This window comes from Streptomyces sp. NPDC043952, assembly GCF_056435325.1.
In genome coordinates this window covers 339,916-359,731 of record NZ_JBWKES010000001.1, presented here as the reverse complement: position 1 = coordinate 359,731, position 19,816 = coordinate 339,916, and the positions used below count along the sequence as shown (strand labels likewise).

17 protein-coding genes and 2 tRNA genes are annotated in these 19,816 nt (G+C 73.9%); 14 read left to right on the top strand and 5 right to left on the bottom strand.

Annotated elements, in window-relative coordinates; genetic code table 11:
• Window positions 1-150: 150 nt before the first annotated feature.
• A complete protein-coding gene (locus AC069R_RS01695; protein WP_014673024.1) occupies window positions 151-432 on the top strand; it encodes an HU family DNA-binding protein in 282 nt (93 codons plus the stop codon).
• A 207-nt stretch (window positions 433-639) separates the two neighbouring features.
• On the opposite strand, the gene murA is transcribed toward AC069R_RS01695, so the two are convergent.
• Window positions 640-1,980, bottom strand: coding sequence for a UDP-N-acetylglucosamine 1-carboxyvinyltransferase (gene murA / locus AC069R_RS01690; protein WP_471058052.1), 1,341 nt, complete (start codon window positions 1,978-1,980; stop codon window positions 640-642).
• Window positions 1,981-2,252: 272 nt separating this feature from the next.
• On the opposite strand from murA, the gene AC069R_RS01685 reads away from it, so the two are divergent.
• The 7 genes from AC069R_RS01685 (at window position 2,253) to AC069R_RS01655 (ending at window position 12,666) form a co-directional block, all read left to right on the top strand.
• Complete coding sequence (locus tag AC069R_RS01685) at window positions 2,253-2,825, top strand: YqgE/AlgH family protein (RefSeq protein ID WP_471058055.1); 573 nt, start codon at window positions 2,253-2,255, stop codon at window positions 2,823-2,825.
• A 29-nt stretch (window positions 2,826-2,854) separates the two neighbouring features.
• Window positions 2,855-3,142: a DUF3039 domain-containing protein gene (locus AC069R_RS01680; protein ID WP_397985716.1), complete on the top strand. Its 288-nt coding sequence runs from the start codon at window positions 2,855-2,857 to the stop codon at window positions 3,140-3,142.
• Window positions 3,143-3,396: 254 nt separating this feature from the next.
• Window positions 3,397-5,073, top strand: coding sequence for a beta-N-acetylhexosaminidase (locus AC069R_RS01675; protein WP_478763609.1), 1,677 nt, complete (start codon window positions 3,397-3,399; stop codon window positions 5,071-5,073).
• A 346-nt stretch (window positions 5,074-5,419) separates the two neighbouring features.
• Window positions 5,420-6,313, top strand: a complete 894-nt coding sequence (locus AC069R_RS01670) for an FAD binding domain-containing protein (RefSeq protein WP_285562353.1) — start codon at window positions 5,420-5,422, stop codon at window positions 6,311-6,313.
• Window positions 6,310-9,063 (top strand): 2Fe-2S iron-sulfur cluster-binding protein, encoded by a 2,754-nt coding sequence (locus AC069R_RS01665; protein WP_478763607.1) that lies wholly within the window; start codon window positions 6,310-6,312, stop codon window positions 9,061-9,063. The genes AC069R_RS01670 and AC069R_RS01665 overlap by 4 nt, the downstream gene beginning before the upstream one ends.
• On the top strand, window positions 9,060-11,363 hold the full coding sequence (locus AC069R_RS01660; protein ID WP_478763605.1) for a xanthine dehydrogenase family protein molybdopterin-binding subunit: 2,304 nt from the start codon (window positions 9,060-9,062) through the stop codon (window positions 11,361-11,363). The genes AC069R_RS01665 and AC069R_RS01660 overlap by 4 nt, the downstream gene beginning before the upstream one ends.
• A gap of 145 nt (window positions 11,364-11,508) precedes the next feature.
• Window positions 11,509-12,666, top strand: coding sequence for an SUKH-4 family immunity protein (locus AC069R_RS01655; protein ID WP_478763603.1), 1,158 nt, complete (start codon window positions 11,509-11,511; stop codon window positions 12,664-12,666).
• A 21-nt stretch (window positions 12,667-12,687) separates the two neighbouring features.
• On the opposite strand, the gene AC069R_RS01650 is transcribed toward AC069R_RS01655, so the two are convergent.
• Both AC069R_RS01650 and AC069R_RS01645 read right to left on the bottom strand, forming a co-directional pair.
• Window positions 12,688-12,759, bottom strand: a tRNA-Cys gene (locus tag AC069R_RS01650).
• Between the two features lie 19 nt (window positions 12,760-12,778).
• Window positions 12,779-12,876 (bottom strand) — tRNA-OTHER (locus AC069R_RS01645).
• Window positions 12,877-13,050: 174 nt separating this feature from the next.
• Between AC069R_RS01645 and AC069R_RS01640 the strand changes: the two genes are divergently transcribed.
• The 6 genes from AC069R_RS01640 to AC069R_RS01615 all read left to right on the top strand — a co-directional run bounded on the left by AC069R_RS01640 (window position 13,051) and on the right by AC069R_RS01615 (window position 18,950).
• A complete protein-coding gene (locus AC069R_RS01640; RefSeq protein ID WP_478763601.1) occupies window positions 13,051-14,496 on the top strand; it encodes an MFS transporter in 1,446 nt (481 codons plus the stop codon).
• Window positions 14,497-14,519: 23 nt separating this feature from the next.
• Window positions 14,520-14,720: a hypothetical protein gene (locus AC069R_RS01635; protein WP_478763600.1), complete on the top strand. Its 201-nt coding sequence runs from the start codon at window positions 14,520-14,522 to the stop codon at window positions 14,718-14,720.
• On the top strand, window positions 14,717-15,094 hold the full coding sequence (locus AC069R_RS01630) for a type II toxin-antitoxin system death-on-curing family toxin (protein ID WP_478763598.1): 378 nt from the start codon (window positions 14,717-14,719) through the stop codon (window positions 15,092-15,094). The genes AC069R_RS01635 and AC069R_RS01630 overlap by 4 nt, the downstream gene beginning before the upstream one ends.
• A 174-nt stretch (window positions 15,095-15,268) precedes the next feature.
• Window positions 15,269-17,050, top strand: coding sequence for a DEAD/DEAH box helicase (locus AC069R_RS01625; RefSeq protein ID WP_478763694.1), 1,782 nt, complete (start codon window positions 15,269-15,271; stop codon window positions 17,048-17,050).
• Window positions 17,051-17,346: 296 nt separating this feature from the next.
• Window positions 17,347-17,988: an IclR family transcriptional regulator gene (locus tag AC069R_RS01620; protein WP_478763596.1), complete on the top strand. Its 642-nt coding sequence runs from the start codon at window positions 17,347-17,349 to the stop codon at window positions 17,986-17,988.
• A gap of 170 nt (window positions 17,989-18,158) precedes the next feature.
• Entirely contained in the window at window positions 18,159-18,950 is a 792-nt protein-coding gene (locus AC069R_RS01615) for a S16 family serine protease (protein WP_478763594.1), read from the top strand.
• On the opposite strand, the gene AC069R_RS01610 is transcribed toward AC069R_RS01615, so the two are convergent.
• Both AC069R_RS01610 and AC069R_RS01605 read right to left on the bottom strand, forming a co-directional pair.
• A complete protein-coding gene (locus tag AC069R_RS01610) occupies window positions 18,947-19,147 on the bottom strand; it encodes a hypothetical protein (RefSeq protein ID WP_478763592.1) in 201 nt (66 codons plus the stop codon). The two genes, AC069R_RS01615 and AC069R_RS01610, sit on opposite strands and share 4 nt — an antisense overlap.
• A 41-nt stretch (window positions 19,148-19,188) precedes the next feature.
• Complete coding sequence (locus AC069R_RS01605; protein ID WP_478763590.1) at window positions 19,189-19,770, bottom strand: helix-turn-helix domain-containing protein; 582 nt, start codon at window positions 19,768-19,770, stop codon at window positions 19,189-19,191.
• Window positions 19,771-19,816 lie beyond the last annotated feature (46 nt).

Genomic DNA, 19,816 nt, shown 5'->3' with positions numbered 1-19,816 from the left:
TCTCACGACTCCTACGGGTGCCGGATTGGCTTTCCCGCCGCAGGTAGGGGCAGGATGCGTCCCTGGGCGCGAGCGCATCGGCATCGCAGTGCCGCGGGCATGACCGCCGCGTGGCACACCCCAACGGCAAGAAAACACGGGAGTAACAACATGAACCGCAGTGAGCTGGTGGCCGCGCTGGCCGACCGCGCCGAGGTGACCCGCAAGGACGCCGACGCCGTGCTGGCCGCGTTCGCCGAGACCGTCGGCGAGATCGTCGCCAAGGGCGACGAGAAGGTCACCATCCCCGGCTTCCTGACCTTCGAGCGCACCCACCGTGCCGCTCGTACCGCGCGCAACCCGCAGACCGGCGAGCCGATCAACATCCCCGCCGGGTTCAGCGTGAAGGTCACCGCGGGCTCCAAGCTCAAGGAAGCGGCCAAGGGCAAGTAAGCGCTGCGCTTGCAACGCCGTTCACCGGAGCGCCGTTGCACGGGGGCGCCGTGGGTGACGGCCGGTCGTGGCCGGTCGCGCCCGCGCGGCGGGGCCGCGGATTCGATGCGGCCCCGCGCCCCCTCGGGCGCGGCCCGGTGAGCGATGCAAACAGGGCGGTCCCCCTCGACGAGAGGGGGACCGCCCTGTTCGCTTGTTTGCCGGGGGTCAGCCGAGGGCCTTGCCCGGCAGTTCGACCTTGGCGCCCAGTTCCACGAGCTTCTCCATGAAGTTCTCGTAGCCGCGGTTGATCAGCTCGATGCCGTGCACGCGGGAGGTGCCCTCGGCGGCCAGGGCCGCGATCAGGTAGGAGAAGCCGCCGCGCAGGTCGGGGATGACCAGGTCGGCGCCCTGGAGCCGGGTCGGGCCCGAGACGACCGCGGAGTGCAGGAAGTTGCGCTGGCCGAAGCGGCAGTCGGAGCCGCCCAGGCACTCGCGGTAGAGCTGGATGTGGGCGCCCATCTGGTTGAGCGCCGAGGTGAAGCCGAGACGGGACTCGTAGACCGTCTCGTGGATGATCGACAGGCCGGTGGCCTGGGTGAGCGCCACCACCAGCGGCTGCTGCCAGTCGGTCTGGAAACCGGGGTGTACGTCCGTCTCCAGGGCGATGGACTTCAGCTGGCCGCCCGGATGCCAGAAGCGGATGCCCTCGTCGTCGATCTCGAAGGCGCCGCCGACCTTGCGGTAGGTGTTCAGGAACGTCATCATCGAGCGCTGCTGGGCGCCCCGGACGTAGATGTTGCCGCCGGTCGCGAGGGCCGCGGAGGCCCAGGAGGCGGCCTCCAGGCGGTCCGGCAGGGCCCGGTGGGTGTAGCCGCCGAGCTTGTCCACACCGGTGATGCGGATGGTCCGGTCGGTGTCCATCGCGATGATCGCGCCCATCTTCTGCAGCACGCAGATGAGGTCCTCGATCTCCGGCTCGACGGCCGCGTTGGACAGCTCCGTGACGCCCTCGGCCAGCACGGCCGTCAGCAGCACCTGCTCGGTCGCGCCCACCGACGGGTAGGGCAGCGTGATCTTCGTACCGCGCAGGCCCTTCGGTGCCTCCAGGTACTGCCCGTCCGCGCGCTTCTCGATGCTCGCGCCGAACTGCCGCAGCACGTCGAAGTGGAAGTCGATGGGCCGGCCGCCGATGTCGCAGCCGCCGAGACCGGGGATGAACGCGTGCCCGAGCCGGTGCAGCAGCGGGCCGCAGAACAGGATCGGGATACGGCTGGAGCCGGCGTGCGCGTCGATGTCGGCCACGTTGGCGCTCTCGACGTACGTCGGGTCGAGCACCAGCTCGCCGGGCTCCTCACCCGGACGGACCGTCACGCCGTGCAGCTGGAGCAGCCCGCGCACGACGCGCACGTCACGGATGTCCGGAACGTTGCGCAGCCGGCTCGGCCCGCTGCCGAGCAGCGCGGCGACCATGGCCTTCGGTACGAGGTTCTTCGCACCGCGGACACGGATCTCGCCCTCAAGCGGGTTTCCGCCGTGGACAAGCAGGACATCGTCGTTGACGGTCATGAATCTCGCGTTCCGATCAGATGGGCATGGGGGCCGCCGATCACGGACGGGCCGTGGGACAGGGTAATCGCCGATCACCCCCCGTTCGTAAGTCCGCGTGCCGCCCCGTCGCGTCATGGGTGTGTCACAACACGAACCGTTTGCAATCGGACACACGGGGTCACCGCGGGTGAGCGTGCGCCGGTTCTGCTTCCACGCTCCCTGAGCTGCGTTCACCCTGGGCACTCCGATTGGCTCCCCACCGCGGGGGAAGATGCGGGATCATGTCTGGCATGACCGAGGTGTCCTCGCTCACAGGGCGGCTGCTCGTGGCCACCCCCGCCCTGGCGGACCCGAACTTCGACCGCGCGGTGGTGCTCCTCCTCGACCACGACGAGGAGGGCTCCCTCGGTGTCGTCCTCAACCGCCCCACCCCGGTGGGTGTCGGGGACATCCTGGAGGGCTGGGCCGACCTCACCGGCGAGCCCGGCGTCGTCTTCCAGGGCGGGCCGGTCTCGCTGGACTCCGCGCTCGGCGTGGCGGTCATACCGGGCGGGGCGAACGGCGAGCGGGCCCCGGTGGGCTGGCGGCGGGTGCACGGCGCGATCGGGCTGGTCGACCTGGAGGCGCCGCCCGAGCTGCTGGCCCCGGCCGTCGGCTCGCTGCGGATCTTCGCCGGGTACGCCGGCTGGGGTCCGGGCCAGCTGGAGGAGGAGCTGGCCGAGGGCGCCTGGTACGTGGTGGAGTCCGAGCCCGGTGACGTGTCCTCGCCGGAGCCCGAGCGGCTGTGGCGCGAGGTGCTGCGCCGCCAGCGCAGCGAGCTGGCGATGGTGGCCACGTATCCGGACGACCCTTCGCTCAACTGATGCCCCGGCGCTTCAGTACCCTGGGCAATATGAGCACTCTTGAGCCCGAGCGCGGGACTGGTACGGGGACCCTCGTAGAGCCGACGCCGCAGGTGTCCCACGGCGACGGCGACCACGAGCGCTTCGCCCACTACGTCCAGAAGGACAAGATCATGGCGAGCGCCCTCGACGGCACCCCCGTCGTGGCGCTGTGCGGCAAGGTCTGGGTGCCGGGCCGCGACCCGAAGAAGTACCCCGTGTGCCCCATGTGCAAGGAGATCTACGAGTCCATGGGCAGCGGCGGCGACAAGGACAAGGGCGGCGACAAGGGCAAGTAAGGCCCCGCCTCACACGGTGACCCGCGAGGGCCCCGGCGCGCTCCGGCGTGCGCCGGGGCCCTTCGCCATGCCGGGACAGTCGAGCCGTGCCGGACCGCCGAGCCCGTGCCGGGGCCCTTCGCCGTGCCGCGCCCGTGGATTGGTCGAGACCTCTTGTGGGCGGGTGCCGGTCCACCTAGCCTCCGTACCGATCGGCTGGTTGTGCGGAGCGAAACGGCTGTTGCACAGGGTGCAACGCGGGGCGTGGAGGTCACATGGGTGAGACCGGCGGCGCGGGGACGGACCCGGCCGGGGAGGTGGCGCTGATCCCGGCGCCGGGCGAGGTCGCGGTGTCGGGTGCCCGCTGTGTGGTCGACGCGGACACCGGGATCGAGGCCGGCGAGGGCACCGAAGGGGTGGCGCGCTGGCTGCGCTCGACGGTCGGCGCGGCGACCGGGTTGCCCTTCGCGCCGTACCGCGAGGGGGAGAGCCGGCACGGCCGGGTGCGGCTGCGGATCGTGCCCGCGCTCGCGGAGGAACTGGGCGGCCCGGAGTCGTACCGATTGACCGCCGAAAACAGGGTGGTCACCCTGGAAGGGGCGAGCGAGGCCGGGCTGTTCCGGGCCGTGGGCACCTTTCGGCAACTGCTCGGACCCGAGGCTTTCCGGCGCGCTCCCGTCAGTGATCGCCGGACCTGGGAATTCCCGGCGCTCACTGTGCGCGACAGCCCCCGATTCGGCTGGCGCGGGCTGCTGCTCGACGTGGCCCGGCACTTCATGCCCAAGGACGGGGTGCTGCGCTATCTCGACCTCATGGCCGCGCACAAACTCAACGTCCTGCATCTGCACCTGACGGATGATCAGGGCTGGCGGATCGAGATCAGGCGGTATCCGGAACTGACCGGGACCGGCTCCTGGCGGGCGCGGACGAAATTCGGTCACCGGGCCTCGCCGCTGTGGGAGGAGAAGCCGCACGGGGGTTACTACACCCAGGACGACATCCGGGAAATCGTCGCCTACGCGGCCGAGCGGCACATCACCGTCGTACCGGAAATCGATGTGCCGGGGCATTCGCAGGCCGCCATCGCCGCGTATCCGGAACTCGGCAACACCGACGTCGTCGACACGAACGCACTCTCCGTCTGGGACACCTGGGGGATCAACCCCAACGTATTGGCCCCCACCGACGCCACCCTCCGGTTTTACGAAGGGGTGTTCGAGGAGGTCCTGGAGATGTTCCCGTCACGGTTCATCCACATCGGTGGCGACGAATGCCCGAAGGACCAGTGGCAGAAGTCGCCGGCCGCCCAGGAGCGCATCGCCGCTCTGGGCCTCGGCGACGAGGACGGGCTCCAGTCGTGGTTCGTCCGGCACTTCGACACCTGGCTCGGGGCGCGCGGGCGCCGGCTGATCGGCTGGGACGAGATCCTCCAGGGCGGCCTCGCGCCGGGCGCCGCGGTCTCCTCCTGGCGCGGCTACGAGGGCGGGGTCACCGCCGCGCGCGCCGGACACGACGTCGTCATGTGCCCCGAGCAGTACGTGTATCTGGACCACCGGCAGGCCCCCGGCGACGAGGAGCCGGTGCCGATCGGCTTCGTGCGCACCCTGGAGGACGTCTACCGGTTCGAACCGGTTCCGGCCGCCCTCACCGAGGCCGAGGCGCGCCATGTGCTCGGCACCCAGGCCAATGTGTGGACCGAGGTCCTGGAGGATGCCCGGCGCGTGGACTACCAGGCGTTTCCCCGGCTCGCCGCGTTCGCGGAGGTCGCCTGGAGCCGGCTGCCCGCGCCCCCGGAGCGGGACTTCGCGGACTTCGAGCGCCGGATGGCCGTGCACTACCGGCGACTTGACGCGCTGGGCGTCGCCTACCGGCCGCCGGCCGGACCCCGGCCCTGGCAGCGGCGGCCCGGCGTGCCCGGCCGCCCGATCGACGGACCGCCGCCCACCAGGTGATCCCGCCAGGTGATTCCGGCGAGCGGTTCCGGCGGGCGGGTTCCGGCAGCCGATCCCGAACGGCCGGAACCCGCCGGGTGTACCCCAACAGGCGTGCCGTGCAACGCGGATAGAACAGATAGCGGAAAAACCCCGGCAGCTTCACCGAAGAGTGGCAATTCCCGCGCACCGGTGAAGCAGTGCGAAAACGGACCATCTCCCCGGTGAGGTGGGCGAATGCCTCCTAGCGGACCCCCGCGTTCGAGCCCTGCGAAGATGTGCCAGAGTTGCCACGTCCGCCCTGTCAGCACGTACCGTACGGCGCAACAGGCGGGACCAGGTGGGACAGCGGGAAGGGGCAGCCGGGTTGACCACGCACGCACCGCAGGCGGGGCAGGCCGTCACGCTGCCCACGACGCTGGACGAAGCGGTGGCGGCACTCGCCGCGATGCCCACCGCCGTCCCGGTCGCGGGCGGCACCGACCTGATGGCCGCCGTCAACTCCGGGCAATTGAGGCCCGCCGCCCTGGTCGGTCTCGGCCGGATCAGCGAGATCCGCGGCTGGCAGTACCAGGACGGCCACGCGCTGCTCGGCGCCGGACTCACCCACGCGCGCATGGGCCGCCCCGACTTCGCGGCCCTCATCCCGGCGCTCGCCGCCGCCGCGCGCGCCGCGGGCCCGCCGCACATCCGCAACGCGGGCACCCTGGGCGGCAACATCGCCTCCGCCGCGCCCACCGGGGACGCGCTGCCCGTGCTCGCCGCGCTGGAGGCCACGCTGATCGTCGCCGGGCCGGGCGGGGCGCGCCGGGAGGTCCCGGTCTCGCACCTGCTGGCGGGCGTGGAGATGCTGGGCGCCGGCGAACTCATCGGCTTCGTGCGGGTGCCGCTGCTGCACGCCCCGCAGGTCTTCCTGAAGGCGACCGGGCGCACCGGACCCGGCCGCGCACTGGCCTCCGTGGCCCTCGTCCTCGACCCGGCGCGGCGCGGGGTGCGCTGCGCGGTCGGGGCCATCGCGCCGATGCCGCTGCGGCCGCTGGAGGCCGAGCAGTGGGTCGCGCAGCTCATCGACTGGGACAACGACCGCGCGCTCGTCCCCGAGGCGCTCAGCGCCTTCGGCGAGTACGTCGCCGCGGCCTGCATCCCCGACCCGGCGCCGGAGGCGGACGGTACGGTGCCGTCGCTGCCGCCCGCCGTACTGCACCTGCGGCGCACCGTCGCCGCGCTGGCCCGACGAGCACTGGGGAGGGCGCTGTCGTGACCGACGACCGGCACGGAGAGGGCACGCCCGAGGGCGGCGGCCGCTGGAACCCGCTGCCCCAGGGCGACTACGACGACGGCGCCACCGCCTTCGTCAAGCTCCCCGAGGGGGGCATAGACGCCCTGCTGTCCGGCGACAGCCCGCTGGCCGCGCCGGGCCACGGCTATGTGCCGCCGCGTATTCCGGGGGCTCCGGCCGAGGGCGGTCAGGGCGGCTGGCCCGCGCCGCCGAGCGCGGCGCAGTGGCCCGACGCCGACGGCGGTCAGGGCGGCGGCCAGTGGGCCGATCCGGGCGCCGGGCAGGGGGCGACGCAGGGCGGCGACCGCTTCACGTACGACCCCGCGGCCACCCAGCACTGGAACTTCGAGGAGCCCCCGGCGCCCGCCGCGCCCGGCCATGACGTCACCGGGCAGTGGTCCATCCCGGTCGCCGGCGGGGAACTGCCGGACGAATCCGGCGAGTTCACGACGTCGTCCCTGGTGGAGCAGTGGGGCGGCACCCCGCCCGCCACGCTTCCGGGCGGCGCGCCCGCGCCCTGGGCCACCGACGCCGGCTGGCCCTGGGGCGACCAGGGCGAGGCCCCGCACGGCCCGGACACGTACGGGTCCGGCGAGGGGTTCGGACATGAGGCGTACGGCTCCGAGACCGCCGAGGCGTACGACCAGGGGGGCGCGGACTTCGCCGCCGGGCCCGCGGAGGGCGCGGCGCAGGGGGATGTCGGCAGCGCGCGGGCCCGCCGCCAGGCCCGCGCACAGGCCGCGTACGAGCAGTCCGGGGCCGGTCAGGGCGGGTACGAGCACGCGGGCCCCGAGCAGGGCCAGGCCGCGGGGGAGCGGCAGGGCGTGGCGCCGGGTGCGCACCAGGACGCCGCCGCCCCTTACGGGCAGGACGCTCACGGACACACCGGTCCCGTACCGGGCGCGCACGAGCAGGCCGTTCGCGCGCCGGAGCAGACCGGCCCCGTGCCGGGCGCGTACGACACGCTGGGGCGCGACGCGTACGAGCAGGGCGGCGCCGGTCAGGCGGGGGCGGCGCCGGGCGCGCACGAGCCCGCTGGGCACGCGCAGGGCGCGGACGCTCGGGACGTGTACGAGCAGGGCGGGTACGAGCGGTCCGGGCAGGCGGACGGCGCGGGCGCCCGGGGTCCGGTCGGAGCCGGGGCGCAGGAGCACGCCGCGCACGGGCAGGACCAGCGGATAGACGACCACCTCGGGCGGGCCGGGCACGGGCAGCCGGGGCACCCGGACGCCGCGCACGGACAGGTGCCGCAGGCGGGGTACGCGCCGAGTCCGCATGGGCAGGCGGGCCACGAGCAAGAGGCCCAGGAGCAGCCGGCTCACGAACAGCGGGGCCACGAAGAGGGTGGCCACGAACAGGGTGGCCACGAACAGCGGGGCCGCGAACAGGGTGGTCACGAACAGGGTGGTCACGAACGGGTCGGCCACCCCGATGCGGCGCACCCGGAGCCGGGGCGCGCCCAGCCGGGGCACGCCGCCTCCGCTCACCTCCCCGCGCCGGCCGCCGAGCCGTCGTACCCCTCCCACGATCACCCCCAGGCCGACGCCGGGGCGGAGCACCGTACGCCGCCCGCCGGGACGCACGTCGGACCGGACGAGCACGGACCGGCCGAGCCCGCCGCGACGTCCGGGCACCCCGTCGACGGCCCCGCCGAACACACGGAGCGGGCCGCCGCGCCCGAGGCCGCCACGCCGCCGGACGCGGAGCCCGGCCCGGCCGCCACGCCGGCGCACGGCACCCCGGTGCCCCCCGGCGACCCGGCGGCACCCGTCGTACCCGAGCAGCGCTCCGGCGCGGGCGCACCCGTCGTACCCGGACAGCGGTCCGACACGCCCGTGCCGGCGTCCGCCGGGCCCGCGGAGCCCGCTGCGGCGCACGACGGCGACACACCGGTCCCCGCGCCGGACGCGTCCGGACACGCCGACGCCGGGCCCGGAGGGACCGAGGCCTCCGGCGCACCCGAGGCACCCGAAACCTCCAAGGCCCCCGGCGCACCCGAAGCGCCCGCGGCCCCCGAGGAGCCGGAACCCGCCCCCCTCTCGCCGCACGACGACCACCCCCTCGCCTCCTACGTCCTGCGGGTCAACGGCGCCGACCGGCCCGTCACCGACGCCTGGATCGGGGAGTCGCTGCTGTACGTGCTGCGCGAGCGGCTCGGCCTCGCGGGCGCGAAGGACGGCTGCTCCCAGGGCGAGTGCGGGGCCTGCAACGTGCAGGTCGACGGCCGCCTCGTGGCCTCCTGCCTGGTACCCGCGGTCACCGCCGCCGGCACCGAGGTGCGCACCGTGGAGGGGCTGGCCCAGGACGGGCACCCCTCGGACGTGCAGCGGGCGCTGGCCCGGTGCGGCGCCGTGCAGTGCGGGTTCTGCGTGCCCGGCATGGCGATGACCGTGCACGACCTGCTGGAGGGCAACCCCGCGCCGACCGAGCTGGAGACCCGGCAGGCCCTGTGCGGCAACCTGTGCCGCTGCTCCGGCTACCGGGGCGTCGTCCAGGCCGTCCAGGAGGTCGTCGCCGAGCGGGAGGCCGCGCACGCCCCCGAGCCGGAGGCGGCCGGGGACAGCGACGACGCGCGCGTACCGCACCAGGCGGGCCCCGGCGCCGGCGGCGCCGGCCCGTCGGTGTTCGAGGCGCCGGGCGTGTTCGACACACCGCCCCCCACCCCCGACGGCTACGGCGACACGCCCGGCCCGTACGACCAGCACTACGGCCAGGACGGAGGCCAGGCGTGAGCGACGAGACCGTCACCGCCACCGCGGAACCCGCCCCCGAGCCCGAGCCGGCACCGCACGGCCTCGGCGTCTCGCTGCCGCACGCGGACGCCCGCGCCAAGACCGAGGGCACCTTCCCCTACGCCGCCGACCTGTGGGCCGAGGGCCTGCTCTGGGCGGCCGTCCTGCGCTCCCCGCACGCGCACGCCCGGATCGTGTCCATCGACACCGCGCACGCCCGCGAGATGCCCGGCGTGCGCGCCGTCATCACCCACGAGGACGTGCCGGGCACCCCCCGCCACGGCCGGGGCACCCCCGACCGGCCGGTGTTCGCCGCCGAGGTCGTACGGCACCACGGCGAGCCCATCGCCGCCGTCGCCGCCGACCACCCGGACACCGCGCGGATGGCCGCGGCGGCGATCATCGTCGAGTACGAGATCCTCGACCCGGTGACCGACCCCGAGCAGGCGTTCGAGGCCGAACCCCTGCACCCCGACGGCAACCTGATCCGGCACATCCCGCTGCGCCACGGCGACACGGACGCGGTCGGCGAGGTCGTGGTCGAGGGGCTGTACCGGATCGGCCGCCAGGACCCGGCCCCGATCGGCGCCGAGGCCGGTCTCGCGGTGCCGCGCCCCGACGGCGGGGTGGAGCTGTACCTGGCCTCCACCGACCCGCACCACGACCGCGACACCGCCGCCGCCTGCTTCGGGCTGTCCCCGGATCGGGTGAAGATCGTGGTTACCGGGGTGCCCGGCGCCACCGCCGACCGCGAGGACCAGAGCTTCCAGCTCCCGCTCGGCCTGCTGGCGCTGCGCACCGGCCTGCCGGTGAAGCTCACCGCGAGCCGCGAGGAGTCCTTCCTCGGGCACGTCCACCGCCACCCCACCCTGCTGCGCTACCGCCACCACGCGGACGCCGAGGGCAGGCTGGTGAAGGTGGAGGCGCAGATCCTGCTCGACGCGGGCGCGTACGCCGACACCTCCGCGGACGCGCTGGCCGCCGCCGTCTCCTTCGCATGCGGGCCGTACGTCGTGCCGAACGCGTTCATCGAGGGCTGGGCCGTACGCACCAACAACCCGCCCTCCGGCCATGTGCGCGGCGAGGGCGCGATGCAGGTATGCGCCGCCTACGAGGCGCAGATGGACAAGCTGGCCCGGAAGCTGGACCTGGACCCGGCCGAGCTGCGGCTGCGCAACGCCCTCGCGACCGGTGACGTACTGCCCATCGGCCAGACCGTGACCTGCCCGGCCCCGGTCGCCGAACTCCTCCAGGCGGTACGGGACTTCCCGCTCCCGGCGCTGCCCAAGGACACCCCCGAGGAGGACTGGCTGCTGCCCGGCGGTCCCGAGGGCGCGGGGGAGCCGGGCGCGGTGCGCCGGGGCGTCGGCTACGGCCTCGGCATGGTGCACATGCTCGGCGCGGAGGGTGCCGACGAGGTGTCCACGGCGACGGTCAAGGTCCACGACGGCATCGCGACCGTGCTGTGCGCGGCCGTGGAGGCCGGTCAGGGATTCACCACGCTGGCCCGGCAGATCGTGCAGGAGACCCTGGGCATCGAGGAGGTCCGCGTCGCCCCGGTCGACACCGACCAGCCCCCGTCCGGACCGGGCAGCCGGGGCCGGCACACCTGGGTGTCGGGCGGCGCGGTGGAGCGGGCCGCGAAGATGGTCCGCACCCAGCTCCTCCAGCCGCTGGCCCACAAGTTCGGCATGTCGACCGAGCTGCTCCAGATCGAGGACGGCAAGATCACGTCGTACGACGGGGTGCTGTCGACCACCGTCACCGAGGCGCTGGACGGCAAGGAGCTGTGGGCCACGGCGCAGTGCCGCCCGCACCCCACCGAGCCGCTGGACGCGGCCGGGCAGGGCGACGCGTTCGTGGGCCTCGCGTTCTGCGCGATCCGCGCGGTGGTGGACGTGGACATCGAGCTGGGCTCGGTGCGGGTGGTGGAGCTGGCCGTCGCCCAGGACGTGGGCCGGGTGCTCAACCCCGCCCAGCTGGCGGCCCGGATCGAGGCGGGCGTCACCCAGGGCGTGGGCATCGCGCTCACCGAGAACCTGCGCACCCCGCGCGGCCTGATCCGGCACCCCGACCTGACCGGGTACGCCCTGCCGACCGCGCTGGACGCGCCGGACATCCGGATCGTCAAGCTGGTGGAGGAGCGGGACGTGGTCGCGCCGTTCGGCGCCAAGTCGGTCAGCGCGGTGCCGGTGGTGACGGCCCCGGCGGCCATCGCCTCCGCCGTCCGCGCGGCCACCGGCCGCCCGGTCAACCGGCTCCCGATCCGCCCCCAGGCGGCCGTCGTCACCGACCGGTGACCGCCGCCGGGCAACGCGTCACGGCCGTCTGACGTCCTTCTCCGGGGGCGTTGTCAGTGGGGCCGCGTAGTGTGCTCGGCGGTGGGGGAGCCGTCGGTGCGGGCGCCCGTACCGTGTCACGCACGGGCGAGACCGCGGGGGAGCGATGGGTACGACGACGGATGCCGGGGCGGCGATCACGCTGACCGAGGCGGAGCTGGGCCGCCATGTCACGCATGCCGCGACGCGCGGTCTGCTCGCGGGCGCCGGGCTGCCCGCCGTCACCGATGTGCTGACCTTCTCCCCGCTGCGCGCGCACGGCCTGCGCACCCTCGCGGACGCGGCGGACGCCCCCTTCCATCTGGCGGAGGAGCTGCGGGACCGGCTGGTGATAGGCGAGCTGCTCAACCCGGCCGGCATGGAGCGCGAGTCGATCCTGCTCGACGGCGACACGGGCGAGGTCACGACGGCGTACCTGCGCGACCCCTCCGCGTGGCGCCCCTTCGCGCCGTCGCTGGCCACGCTGCTGCGGTTCGCCGCGGTCACGGAGGAACTGGCGGGGCTGCGCGGCCGGTTCGCGTCGCTGGCCGGTCAGTACGGCCCGCGGACGGTCGCCGAGGCATCCCGCCGGCTGCTGGCCCTCTTCGCGGAGGGCACGGACGGCCGGGTGCCGCCGTACTGGAAGGCGGCGGCCCTGATCCGCCCGCTCGCGCTGGCCGTCGGCCCCGGTACGGCGTCCGGTCTGACCCTGGACATCCCCGCGCGCGTCCTCGACCAGGAGTTCGGGCAGGGCAGGGTGGCCCGCTTCGAGGACGTCGACTTCCCGGCCACGCTCACCCATGAGCCGACCCGCCGCTTCCTGCGCGAGACCGGGTTGCCCGAGGAGGCGGTCCTCTTCTTCACCGACCCGGACGCCCCGCTGCCGACCCTGCGCGAGTACGTCACGGAGGAGGGCGCCGACTACCCCCTCGGCGAACTCCCGGCCCACTGCGACCACTTGATCCGCCTCGGCCGCCTGGTCGAGGACAACAGCCTGGTGGTGGACGGCCGCACCGGCGCGGTCCTGACCTTCTCCGCCCCCGAGGCCGCGCTCCACCCCCTCAACACCGACGTCTCCACCCTCGCGTTCACCCTCTGGCTCCTCCACCACGAACGCACCATCGACCAGCACCTCTCCCACGAACTGACGACCACCTCCTACGACCAACTGGCCGCCGCCATGCTCCACACCCTGACCACCCTCGACCCGACAGCCACCCTGCCGGACACGACGTGGCACTACTGGACGGAGTCCTTCCAGGACGAGGGGGGCGGGGCGCTCTGAGAACACCCCGCCCACAAGAAGAGGCCGTGACGGGAATCGAACCCGTGTAACTCGCTTTGCAGGCGAGCCCCTCAACCACTCGGGCACACGGCCGTGTTGTGTTGTCGTTCTTCGGCCGTGGCGGGGATCGAACCCGTGTGACTCCCCGCGAGCGGAGCTCGCTGATGGGTGCAGCGCAGGCGAGCCCCTGAACCACTCGGGCACACGGCCGTGTTGTTGGAATGACCGTAGGGCGGGGGTGTGGCGGTGCTCAAGAGGGGCCGTGGGGATGCAATGTGACTGCCATACGGCGTTCACGGGAGGCGGGGCGTAGGTCGGAGGTCGCAGGGGAGAGGGGGCCTTTGACAGGGGTCAAACTCCGGGTCGCGCCTTACTCTGGCGGGCATGAGTGTGCTGGGGTCCCGTGCCGACGACGTCGTGGTGGAGGAAGGCTCCGAGCCGGAAGGCGGGGTGCTCGGCCGGGCCTACCGGGCGCTGAGCGTCGGCATCGTGTCCGTCGTGTTCCTGATCGCCTTCGAGGCGACCGCCGTCGGCACCGCCATGCCCGTCGCGGCGCGCGAGCTGCACGGCGTGGCGCAGTACGCCTTCGCCTTCTCCGGCTTCTTCACCACCAGCCTCTTCGGCATGGTCCTGGCCGGCCAGTGGGCCGACCGCCGCGGCCCGCTCGCCGCGCTGACCACCGGCATCGGCGCCTTCGCCGCGGGCCTGGTGATCGCCGGAACCGCCCAGTCCATGTGGGTGTTCGTCCTCGGCCGGGCCGTACAGGGGCTCGGCGGCGGGCTCGTCATCGTCGCCCTGTACGTGGTCGTCGGCCGCGCCTACCCCGAGCGGCTCCGCCCCGCGATCATGGCGGCGTTCGCGGCCGGCTGGGTCGTACCGTCCATCGTCGGCCCCCTCGCCTCCGGCGCCGTCACCGAACAGCTCGGCTGGCGCTGGGTGTTCCTCGGCATCCCGGTCCTCGTCGTGCTCCCGCTGGCCCTCGCCCTGCCCCAGATACGCCGCCGGGCGTCGGGACCAGTCGACGCGGAATCCGCCGCGGCCCCCCTCGACCGCCGGCGCATCCGGCTCGCCCTCGGTATCGCCCTCGGCGCCGGGCTCGTCCAGTACGCCGCCCAGGATCCGCGCCCCCTCTCCCTGATACCCGGCGCGGCCGGTGCCGCCCTGCTGGTGCCCGCCGTCCTCGGCCTGCTGCCGCGCGGCACCTACCGCGCCGCCCGCGGCCTGCCCTCCGTCGTACTGCTGCGCGGGGTGTGCGCCGGGTCCTTCGTCGCCGCCGAGTCCTTCGTGCCGCTGATGCTGGTCACCCAGCGGGGCCTGTCGCCGACGCTCGCCGGGCTCTCCCTGGCCGCGGGCGGCGGCACCTGGGCGCTGGGCTCCTGGCTCCAGTCCCGGCCGCGCCTCGCGCCGTACCGGGAGCGGCTGATGACCGCCGGGATGGTCCTGGTCGTCGGCGCGCTGCTGACCGCGCCGAGCGTGCTGCTGCCCGCCGTGCCGGCGTGGATCGTCGCCGTCGTCTGGGCCTTCGGCTGCCTCGGCATGGGCCTGGTGATCTCCTCCACCAGCGTGCTGCTGCTGCGCCTGTCCGCCCCGGAGGAGGCCGGCGCCAACTCCGCCGCCCTCCAGATCTCCGACGCCCTCTCCAACGCCCTGCTCCTGGCCGCCGCGGGCGCCGCCTTCGCGACCCTCGGCGGCGGCTCGGCCGCCCATCCCGCCGCCTTCGCCGTCGTCTTCTTCGCCATGGCGGCGGTCGCCCTGGCGGGCGTGTGGGTCGCGACCCGCTGCACAGGCGGCGACGGGACGGCCGCGGCGGCCCGGCGACCGGCGTCCTGACCAGGCGGCATACAGTGACCGCCATGCGCCCACTGACCGTGCACCTCGACCCCGCCACCCACCAGGCATTTTCCGACCTCGCCGACGCACAGGGGCGCACGCCGGAGCAGGCGGTGGCGGAGGCCGTACGCCGGTATCTGGCGGCGGAGGAGACGGCCGTGCGCGACACCGCCGAGCGGCTGGCGCACGCCCACGCCGACCTGCTGAGGAGGCTCGGCGAATGAACACCCGCCACCTCACCGTCGCCGACGTCACCGCCCTCGCCGCGCTCGCCTTCGGCGGCCGGCCGCCGAAGGCGCGGGAGCCGGGGCTGCTCGCCTCCGCCGTACACCGCCCGCGCGCCCGGATGTTCGGGGCGGCCGCCTACGACGACCTGTACGAACAGGCCGCCGCCCTGCTGCACGCCCTCGCCGCGAACCACCCCCTGGTCGACGGCAACAAGCGCACCGCCTGGCTCGCCACCGCCACCTTCCTCGCCCGCAACGGGGTCGATCCGGCCGGGGTCGACCAGGACGCGGCGTACGCGCTGGTCATCGATGTGGCGTCGGGGACGCAGAGCGACGTGGGTGCGATCGCCGGGCGGCTGCGGGCGTTGTGACGTGAGTCCCACCCGGCGGTGACGCCGGGGCGTTCGGGGCGGATGGGGCCGGCGGCGCCGGTAGGGTGGCCCGGTTGTCATACGTAGCCGACCGAACCGACCACGGAGACCGTGACTACCGCCCGCCCGTCACCCGCCGCCACCCGCAACGGAGAGCCCTCCGGGCCCGCCGCCATGTCTGTTTCCTCCCACCACCTTTCCCCCGCCTTTCCGGGCCGCGCGCCCTGGGGCACCGCCGGCAAGCTGCGTGCCTGGCAGCAGAGGGCGATGGAGAAGTACATCCAGGAGCAGCCGCGTGACTTCCTCGCCGTCGCCACCCCCGGCGCCGGCAAGACCACCTTCGCGCTGACGCTGGCCTCCTGGCTGCTCCACCACCACGTGGTGCAGCAGGTGACCGTGGTGGCGCCCACCGAGCACCTGAAGAAGCAGTGGGCCGAGGCGGCGGCACGGATCGGCATCAAGCTCGACCCCGAGTACAGCGCCGGGCCGCTCGGCCGGGAGTACGACGGCGTCGCCGTCACCTACGCGGGCGTCGGCGTCCGCCCCATGCTGCACCGCAACCGCGTCGAGCAGCGCAAGACCCTGGTGATCCTGGACGAGATCCACCACGCCGGCGACTCCAAGTCCTGGGGCGAGGCGTGCCTGGAGGCGTTCGAGCCCGCGACCCGGCGGCTCGCGCTGACCGGTACGCCGTTCCGCTCCGACACCAACCCCATCCCGTTCGTGACGTACGAGGAGGACAACGCGGGCATCCGCCGCTCCTCCGCCGACTACACCTACGGGTACGGCTCCGCGCTCTCCGACGGCGTCGTGCGCCCGGTCATCTTCCTGTCCTACAGCGGGCAGATGCGCTGGCGCACCAAGGCCGGCGACGAGATCGCCGCCCGGCTCGGCGAACCGATGACCAAGGACGCGGTCAGCCAGGCCTGGCGCACCGCGCTGGACCCGCGCGGCGAGTGGATGCCCAGCGTGCTGCGCGCCGCCGACCAGCGGCTCACCGAGGTCAGGAAGGCCATCCCGGACGCCGGCGCCCTCGTCATCGCCTCCGACCAGGACTCCGCCCGTGCCTACGCCAAGCTGATCCGCGAGATCACCGGTACGAAGGCCACGCTCGTCCTGTCCGACGACGCCGGCGCGTCCCAGCGCATCGACGACTTCAGCGCGAGCGACGACCGCTGGATGGTCGCGGTGCGCATGGTGTCCGAGGGCGTCGACGTGCCCCGCCTCGCGGTCGGCGTCTACGCCACCACCATCTCCACCCCGCTGTTCTTCGCCCAGGCCGTCGGCCGCTTCGTGCGGTCCCGGCGGCGCGGCGAGACCGCCTCCGTCTTCCTGCCGACCGTGCCCGACCTGCTGACCTTCGCCAACGAGATGGAGAAGGAGCGGGACCACGCCCTCGACAAGCCGAAGAAGGAGGGCGAGGAGGACCCGTACGCCGAATCCGAGAAGGAGATGGAGGAGGCGAACAAGGAGCAGGACGAGGACACCGGCGAGCAGGAGCAGTTCTCCTTCGAGGCGCTGGAGTCCGAGGCCGTCTTCGACCGGGTGCTCTACGACGGCGCCGAGTTCGGCATGCAGGCGCATCCCGGCAGCGAGGAGGAGCAGGACTACCTCGGCATCCCCGGACTGCTGGAGCCCGACCAGGTGCAGCTGCTGCTCCAGAAGCGGCAGGCCCGGCAGATCGCGCACAGCAAGAAGAAGCCGGACACCGAGGCCGACCTGCTCGAACTGCCCGCCGAGCGGCGCCCCGTCGTCTCCCACAAGGAGATGATGGAGCTGCGCAAGCGGCTCAACACCCTCGTCAGCGCCTACGTCCACCAGAGCGGCAAGCCGCACGGAGTGATCCACACCGAGCTGCGCCGGGTGTGCGGCGGGCCGCCGAGCGCGGAGGCGACGGCGGGACAGCTGAAGCAGCGGATCGCCAAGGTGCAGGAGTGGGCCACGCGGATGCGGTGACGCGGCCGGCACCCGGTTCGCTGCCGTACGTATCCGGACGTATACCGTCAGTTCGTCCGCACGTCTGCCCGGATTCTGGACCGAGACTTCCGCTCAGCGAACCCGCTTCGCTACTGTCCCGCTACGCAACGCCCCGTGGCAGCGCCGCCGCGGAGCGCAGCCGTGAAAGCGACAGGGTCCGGAGCCGCCGGGCCGTCCTGCCGATCGGCGGCCTCTGGAGCGCGTCGCCGACGGGACTCGGTGACGCATTTCCCGCTCGGGGGCTCGCCGGCCTACCCGCCGAAGGAGTGGGGGTCGTGACCGCGGAGACCTCTCAGACGCTCGACCGGGGACTGCGTGTCCTCAAGCTGCTCGCCGACACCGACCACGGGCTCACCGTCAGCGAGCTGTCCAACAAACTGGGCGTGAACCGGACCGTGGTGTACCGGCTGCTCGCCACGCTGGAGCAGCACGCCCTGGTACGACGTGATCTGGGCGGCCGGGCCCGCGTCGGGCTCGGCGTGCTGGGGCTCGGCCGCCAGGTGCACCCGCTGGTCAGGGAGGCCGCGCTGCCGGCGCTGCGGTCGCTGGCGGAGGAGATCGGGGCGACGGCGCACCTCACGCTGGTCGACGGCGCCGAGGCACTGGCGGTGGCGGTGGTGGAGCCGACCTGGACCGACTACCACGTGGCCTACCGCGCAGGCTTCCGGCACCCCCTGGACCGGGGCGCGGCGGGCCGGGCGATACTCGCGGCGCGCCGGGCCCCCGCGGGCCAGCCGGCGTACACCCTGACCCAGGGCGAGCTGGAGACCGGGGCGTGCGGGGCGGCGGCGCCGCTGGTGGGGGTGACCGGGGTGGAGGGCAGCGTGGGCGTCGTGATGCTCGCGGACTCCGTACCGGAGCGCGTCGGGCCGAGGGTGGTGGAGGCGGCCCGGGAAGTGGCGGAGGCGTTGCGCTGAGCCGCGGGGTCGCGGTGCGCGCCGCAGCCGACGGCTCCTGCCGCGTCCCGTAGGGGGCGTCGGCGGCTCTGCCGCGGCTATCCACCGCGACGGCGGCCGGAAACGGCGCCCGGCGCCCCGGTCGGTCACCGCCGAGCCGCCGGACGGCACCCGTCACGTAAATTGAACCCGTGCTCTCACGTCTCACGCGCCCCCAGGCCCTGACCCTGTGCGCGCTTCCCGTCGTCGCGCTGATCGCCACCGCGCTGTTCGCGCCGCTGCCGTTCTCCGTGGCGCAGCCCGGCATGACGGCGGACGTGCTGGGCGCGAACCGGGGCGCGCAGGTGATCACCGTCAAGGGAGCCGGCACCCGCCGGACAAGCGGGCAGCTGAGGATGGTCACCATCGAGGCGACCGGCCCGGACACCCGGCTCACCTTCCGCGACCTCGCCGGTGACTGGTTCCGCACCGACCGGGCCGTGATGCCGCACGACGCGGTGTATCCGAGCGGCAACACGCTCAAGGAGATCGAGCAGCACAACACGGCGCAGATGCGGCAGTCCCAGGACGCGGCGGCCGGCGCGGCGCTGACGTACCTGAACCTGAGCCCCGAGAAGGTCAAGGTCACGCTGAAGCTGGCGGACGTGGGCGGTCCGAGCGCGGGCTTGCTGTTCACGCTGGGGATCATCGACAAGCTGCGCGGCGACGGCCACGGCGGCGATCTCACCGGGGGCCGCACCATCGCCGGTACGGGCACGATCGACGCGGCGGGCCGGGTGGGCGCGGTCGGCGGCGTGGGCCTCAAGACGCAGGCGGCCCGCCGGGACGGTGCCACCGTCTTCCTGGTCCCGAAGGCCGAGTGCGCCGATGCCCGCGGCGGTCTGCCCAAGGGCCTGCGCCTGGTGCCGGTGACCACCCTGAAGGGCACGGTCGACGCGCTGCGCGCCCTGGAGACCGGGAAGGGCTCGGTACCGAGCTGCTAGCCGGCGAGCGCCACGGCCCGGCGGGGGCCGGCCGCGAGCCGCAGGCCCAGTCCGATCAGGGTCCAGCCGACACGGGTCCGCAGCTCCGTCGGCGGCTTCACCGCGGCGGCGAGGCGGTCGGCGTCGGCCCCCGCGTGGAGGTCCGCACGGTGCTGGCGGGCGAGCTGGGCGTTGATGTCCATGACGTGGCCTCTCATATCGGTTCGGTTCACCGCGGGTCGGTTCACCGCGGTGTGAGTCACTGCGAGTCGATCGGGAACAGGTGCGTGTGGACGCGCACTTGCTCGGCTCCGGGCGTCCGCGCTCCGGCCCTGTCGCGGTAGTCGTCCACCAAGTCGTGCATCTTCTCGATGAGTTCGCTCGCGAGCTCGGGCGTGAGCCGCAGCGTCATGTCGCTCATGTCGGTGGACCGGGACCACTGCGCGGACCACTGGTCGCGGGTGCCGAGCCAGGTGGCCAGCTCGCGGGCGTGCCGCGCCGCGCTCTCCTGGAAGAACATCTCGGTCAGCCCCCGCACTTCGGGACTCGCGTCCTCGAAGTCCGCGCTGTCGAACGCCAGCCCCTGGTCCACCGCCCGCCACCACCGCTCCCGGCCCTTGCCGCGCTCCGGGGCGTCCTCGACGAAGCCGTGCTCGGCGAGCTGGCGCAGGTGATAGCTGGTCGCGCCGCTGGACTCGCCGAGGCGCTCGCCCAGTTGGGAGGCGGTGGCGGGGCCGTGCCGCCGCAGGGCGTCCAGCAGCTGCATCCGCAGGGGGTGGGCGAGCCCGCGCAGTGAGCGGGCGTCCAGCCTGCGCGGCTTGTAGTCGTCGTGCTCCGTCATGCGTACAAAGATAGCTATGCAAAGCCTCCTTTGCAACGCCTCTTTT